Below are 5,748 nucleotides of genomic sequence, written 5' to 3' on the forward strand. Positions count from 1 at the left end.
CTCCGAGCGCTCACCGCGTCCCTCGCACGTGCTGTCTCGCGGCCGCCGGTGGCGGCCGCTCGCAGGCACGCGCCGGCGTACAAATCCGTCAGTCGCCGTCAGCGGGGTTCCCGTCGCGCGTCTTCACGGCGACGCCGGAGCCGAGCTGCTCGGCCTCCGCGCCGGAGAGTTCGGCGCGGCCGACCCCGAAGATCGCTCCGCTTTCGTCGACGACGAGCACCTCGTCGCCGGGGCGGATCCCGTCGTCGGCCGCGGTGACGAACTTCGCGAACGCGTTGCGCCCCTCGCGCACGAACGGCTCGCTCTCCTCGCCGACGACCATCCGGTGTCGCGGTTCGGGGAACGCGTCGGCGATCCGCTTCCCGCCGGCGAGCCCGAGCGTAAACCGGCCGTCGGTGCCGTACGAGACAAGTCGGTCGCCCTCGCTGCTGCCGGGGGTGTCGTCGACGTCGCCGTCGATCACCTGCCGCGGGCGGCCGCCGCTCGACCGGCGCACCGTGAGCGGGGCGTCCGGCGGGAACAGGGCCTCGCCCGCGTCGGCCCCGAACTGGTAGTCGGCCGCGGTCCGGAGGTCCGCGAGCGTGTCGGCGTCGGTCATGGCCGCCGTTCTCAGCGCGCGCTGAAAGCGGTTGCGACAGCGCCCGAAGCCGCCGGGCCGACCCCTCAGCCGAGCGCGGGGTACGACGCGGCGACCCCGTCGCCGTCGACGCGCCAGCGCTCGGCTATCTCCCGGTACGCCGCCGGGTCCGCGGCCGAATCCGGCGGGACCGCCTCCGGCGGCGCCTCGCGGAGCGCCGCCCGAAGCGCCTCGCGGTCGATCGGTTCCGGTCCGGCGTCGTTCCCCGCGAGCAGGTCGGCGAGCCGATCGCCCGCCGACGCGACCGCCCGCGCGTCCTCGACTCGCCGGCCGAGGTCGAGCGCCGCCGTCAGCCGACCCGCCGCCGCCTTGACGTCGCCGCGCTCGGCCGCCGCCGCGCCCAGCGACGCGAGCGCCTTCGCCTCGGCCTGCGCGAACCCCCCCTCCCGGGCCGACTCGACCGCGGATTCAAGCGCCGTCGCCGCGAGCCAGCGCCGCCCGCCCGCGGATCCGGTCCGTCTCGGCCAGCCGCTTGCGGCCCGCGTGGTCGTCGAGCAGCGCCGCGGCCCGTTCGACCCGCCGCTCGGCCGCGCCCGGATCGCCGCGGTCGACCGCCACCTCCGCGAGGATCGCGGTCACCATCGCGCGCCGGGCGTCGGCGTCGAGCGCGTCGAAGCGGTCCAAGGCAGTCCTCAGGAACCGCTCCGCCCGGTCGAAGTCGCCGGCGAGGTGCGCCGCGCTGCCGAGGTGGCTCAACGCGAGCGCCTCGCACATGTCGGAGCCGATCCGCTCGGCGATCGCCCGGGCCTCCGCCGCGCGAGCGACCGCCTCGCCGACGGTGCCGCGCTGCTCCGCGATCGCGGAGAGATTCAACTGCGAGATCGCCTCTCGATGTTCGTCCCCCGCCGTCCGGTAGCCGTCCAGCGCGCGGCGCGCGGTCCGCTCGGCGGCGTCGAGGTCCCCCCGCCGCCGCAGCGCGACCGCGAGGTTCGCCCGGACGTTCGCCTCGCCGTGGGTGTCGTCGTGGGCGCGGAACAGGTCGCCGGCGACCCGGTAGTGCTCGAGGACCGCGTCGGACCCGTCGAGGGCGTCGAGGGCGTTGCCGGCGTCCGTCATCGCCTTCGCCTTCGCGATCGGGTCGCCGGTCCGCGCGGCGATGGCGCACGCCCGCGACGCCGCCTCGTACGCGGCCTCGTAGTCGCCGTCGAAGTGCGCCGCCTGCGCCCGCCCGCGGACCGCCGACGCGAGCCCGGTCCGATCGCCCGCGGCGGCGAACAGCTCCTCGGCCCGCCGGAACCGCTCCCGCGCCGCGTCGTACTCGCCCCGCCGACGGGCGACGTCGCCGTACCCCCGCTGGCGCTCGGCCGCCCCCGCCTCGCCGGTCGGCCGCCACGCGTCCAGCGCCGCCGCGGCGCCGTCGAGGTCGCCGGCGTCGATGTACATCCGCGCGACCCACTCCGGCGGCCGGTCGCGCAGGTCGTCGGGGCACGCGTCCGGGAGGTCGATCCACGCGTAGCGGACGCGACCGTACAGCGCGGCGAGCCGCGGGTACCGCCGTCCGACGCCGTACACCGACCGGATGGTCGCCGCCGCCCACGCGCTCGGGCCGCGCTCGATCCGGTCTATTGCCGGCGCCTCCCCGCCGACGGCCCGCCGGACGCGGGACCGACGCGCCGGGTCGTCCGCGAGCGCGAGCAGCCGCGAGACGACCCGGCCCACGCGTCTGGCGACGACCGGCTCCGGCTCGCGGTCGACGAGCCGCTCCAAGAATAGCACCGACCACTCGTCGTGGACCGCGCGGTACTCCCCGTCGCCCGCCCGGACGAGGACCGTCCCCGCGAGGCGGTCGAGCGCCCGTCGGACCCCGTCGACGGTCGGCGACGGCTCGCGGTCGGTTCCGCCGCCGGTCGCCCCCTCGCGATCGTCGACGAGCGCGTACGCCAGCGTCCGGAGGTCGCTCGCGCCGGCGACGTTGAGGAGGTTCACCAGCACCGCGACGTCCGCGGTCGGCGGCGGGCGGTTCCTGACCTCGCGCACCGCCTCCGCGACCGCCCGCTCCAACCCCGACGCGGGCGCGGCGCCGCCCGCTTCATTCTCCGGCGACGCCTCGCCGGCGTTCTCGTCCGCCTCTTCCGACCGAACGGTCCCGCCTCGGACCGCGCGGACGAGGCGGTGGCCGAGCGCGAGCAGCTCCCCCACGCGCTCGTCGTCGTCGCCGCGCACGTCGTCAAGCAGCGAGCTCGGATCGGCCGCCGGCGCGGTTCCGGTGCGGTCGGCGACGTGGCGGACGAACCGCTCCACCTCGCGCTCGTCGAGTCGGGGCATCCGAACGGTCTCGATCGCCCGCCGGTAGCGGAGGTCAGCGGGCGACAGCGGGAGCCCGTCGAGGTCGTCGTACGGCTCCTCGCGCGCGTCGAACAGGAACGACACGTCGCCGCAGTCGGCCAGTTGGCGGGCGACGGTGATCGCTTCCGCGGCCCCCGGGTCGACGGCGTCCTCGACGACGACGAGGTGGTGTCCGTCCCCCCCGGTGACGCGTTCGCGCAGGCGGTCCGTCGCGGTGAACGGGTCGCCCCCGTCGCTTGTCCGGTACGTCACCGGGCCGCGTCCCGACCGGTACCACTCGACCGCGACGCTCCGGCAGACGGTGCTCTTGCCGCTTCCCGGCGGCCCGACCAGGGCGTGGTCGGTCCCGCCGGCGAGCCCCTCGACGAGTGCCCCCGCGAGCTCGCGCCGCTCGCCGTCGCACGCGACGCTCCTCTCGAGGACGTGTCCCGCGTCGACCTCGGGGAACGACGCCGTGGCCCGCAGCGGGCCGCACGGGTTCGGATCGCCGGCGAGGCGGTCCTCGTCGACCGCGCGGAACCCCTGCGCCGAGAGCGATCCGGCCCCCTCGTCGTTCGGATACCCGCGTCCCAAGAGGCCGCCGTCGGACGAGCGGCGCGAGTCACGCGAGCCGTCGCCGCCGAGCCGGCCGCCTCCGGTCCGCTTCCCCGCCGCGCGCCCGGTCGCCGCGAGCGCTTCGGTCGTGTCGCGGCCCCGCTCGATCAGCCCGCGCACCTCGGTCTCCGCCCACGCGACCGCCTCTGGCTCGGTCGACGCCGTCACGCCGTGGAGCGCGCCGTCGTCGAAGACGAGGAGCAGCGCGGTGTCGTCGGCCGCGACGACTCCCGCGTCGACGGCGTCGACGGCGGCGATCCGACAGTCGTCCCGGTTCGCGACGGTACCGAGGTCGTCCGCGAACCGTTCGGTCGCGTGGCGGTACGCCCGATCCGCCAGCGCCAGATCGACGGAGCCGCCGCCGACGGCCGCGCGCCGGAGCCGCTCCGCCACCCGCGGGTAGGGGAACGCGGGCAGCGCGGCGCCGACCGAGTCGGCGTCGGCGAGCGCGTCGTCGAGGGCCTCCAGCGGTCGGTACGGGTCCGGCGCTGCGGCCCGGTGCGTCTCGGCCTTCCGGAGGACCGCGGGGTCGACGCCGATGTCCGCGCCGAGGGGGTCGAGCACGTCGCCCGCGGCCGCGAGGTCGGCCGCGGCCGTCAGGAACTCGCGGTACTGTTCCGCGAGGAGGCGGCCCGAGAGCGTCGTCAGGTAGCCGTCGGTCTCGCCGGCGACGAGCCCGGCCGCCTCCAGCTCGTCTATCGCGCGGTTCACCGTCGACCGGGAGTGACCGAGCGCGTCGACGAGCTCGTGCTTTCGCAGCGGCTCCGCGGCGAGCCGTTCGAGGAAGTCGAGGCGACGCTCGACGACGCCCGCGAGCTCCGACGGCTCGGTCATACGTCCCCCCGCACCGTCCCCACCGACATAACTGTTTCTTCGATGACGACTTGGCCCGCGCGGTGACACAGTGTTTCACGGGGTGAGAATAAGCCGGACACCGGCGCAGTGGTACCCATGAGTGGGGATCGGACGAGCGGGAGCGACGGCCCGGGCGCGGAGACGCCCGACGGGACGGAACCGACCGACCCCGCCGAGGCGTCGAAGGACGGGAGCGACGGACCGGCGACGCATGGACGCGACGGTCCGAGCGCGACCGGCCCGGAGGAAGCGAGGGCGGCGGCCGGCGGACCCGACGCGGCGGCCTCGGACTCGTCGCGGCGCGCAGAGCGAACCGTCGCCGCGGCGCGGACGGCGGCGAACGAACTGGCCGCGTGGGACCCCGACGACGCCGCCGCCCTCGTGCGGTCCGTCGGCGAGCGCTTGGCGGACGGAGAGACGATCAGCCGGCTCGCGCGGTCGGCGGCCAACGAGACGGGGCGGGGGCACCCGGGGACGAAGGCGGAGAAGGTCGCGACCGAGATCGACGCCGCCCGGCGGTCGGTCCGAGACGCGCCGACCGCGGGCGTGGTCGACCGCGACGGCGCGGCGGGGACGGTGACGGTCGCCGGGCCGCTCGGCGTCGTCGGCGCGGCGGTCCCCGCCACGCACCCGGTCGTGGTCCCCGCGGTCCTCTCACTGTACGGGCTCGCCGCGCGGAACGCGGTCGTCCTCGCGCCGTCGCCGTCGGCGGTCGAGACGTGCGACGCGGTCGTCGAGACCGTCAGTCGCGCGCTCGCTGACGCCGGCGCGCCGACGGACGCGGTCTCGATGCTCCCGGCGCCGCCCTCGAAGCCCGAGACGGACGCGCTGTTCGAGCGCGCCGACTTCGTCGTCGCTGCCGGCTCCGAGACCACCGTCGCCGCGGGACAGCGCTGTGGGACGCCGAACGTCGCCGCGAGCGCCGACGGCGTCGTCGCCGTCGCCGACGGGTCGGTCCCGGCCCCGGCCGTGGCGGCGCGGGTCGCGGTCGGCGCGACGTACGACTTCGGGGCTCACCCCGCGGGCGACGCCGCGGTCGTCACCGTGTCGCCGGCGGTCGACCCGCTGTGCGCCGCCCTCGAAGACGAGGGCGGGTACGTCCTCGACGCGGCCGAGCGCGACCGCCTCCGCGCGCTCCTCGGCGACTCGGAGGGCGACGAGAGCGAGGCACGCGCCGCAGGTTCGGACCCGCGCGGGAAGTCGCCGCGGCGGCTGGCGGCCGCGCTCGGCCTCCCGAACGCGGCGCGTCAGACCTCCTTCCTGATCGTGACGCCCGACAGCGCCGACGACCCGCTCGCTACGCTGCCCGGGATCCCCGCGATTGCGGTCCACGGCCGCGACGGGTTCGACGGCGCGCTCGGGCCCGCCGCCGACCC

At 76.9% G+C, this 5,748-nt stretch carries 2 protein-coding genes and 1 pseudogene; 1 reads left to right on the forward strand and 2 read right to left on the reverse strand.

Annotated elements, in window-relative coordinates:
• Nucleotides 1-88 precede the first annotated feature (88 nt).
• Both B9G49_RS15380 and B9G49_RS15385 read right to left on the reverse strand, forming a co-directional pair.
• On the reverse strand, nucleotides 89-598 hold the full coding sequence (locus B9G49_RS15380) for a PUA domain-containing protein (RefSeq protein ID WP_086216954.1): 510 nt from the start codon (nucleotides 596-598) through the stop codon (nucleotides 89-91).
• 65 nt (nucleotides 599-663) lie between these two features.
• Nucleotides 664-4,351 (reverse strand): annotated as a pseudogene (locus B9G49_RS15385) (MarR family transcriptional regulator).
• A gap of 117 nt (nucleotides 4,352-4,468) precedes the next feature.
• On the opposite strand from B9G49_RS15385, the gene B9G49_RS15390 reads away from it, so the two are divergent.
• The coding region (locus B9G49_RS15390; RefSeq protein ID WP_086216955.1) for an aldehyde dehydrogenase family protein at nucleotides 4,469-5,748 on the forward strand (1,280 nt) is incomplete at its 3' end.

The sequence above is a fragment of the Halorubrum sp. SD683 genome, assembly GCF_002135045.1.
GTDB classification, from domain to species: Archaea; Halobacteriota; Halobacteria; order Halobacteriales; family Haloferacaceae; genus Halorubrum; species Halorubrum ezzemoulense.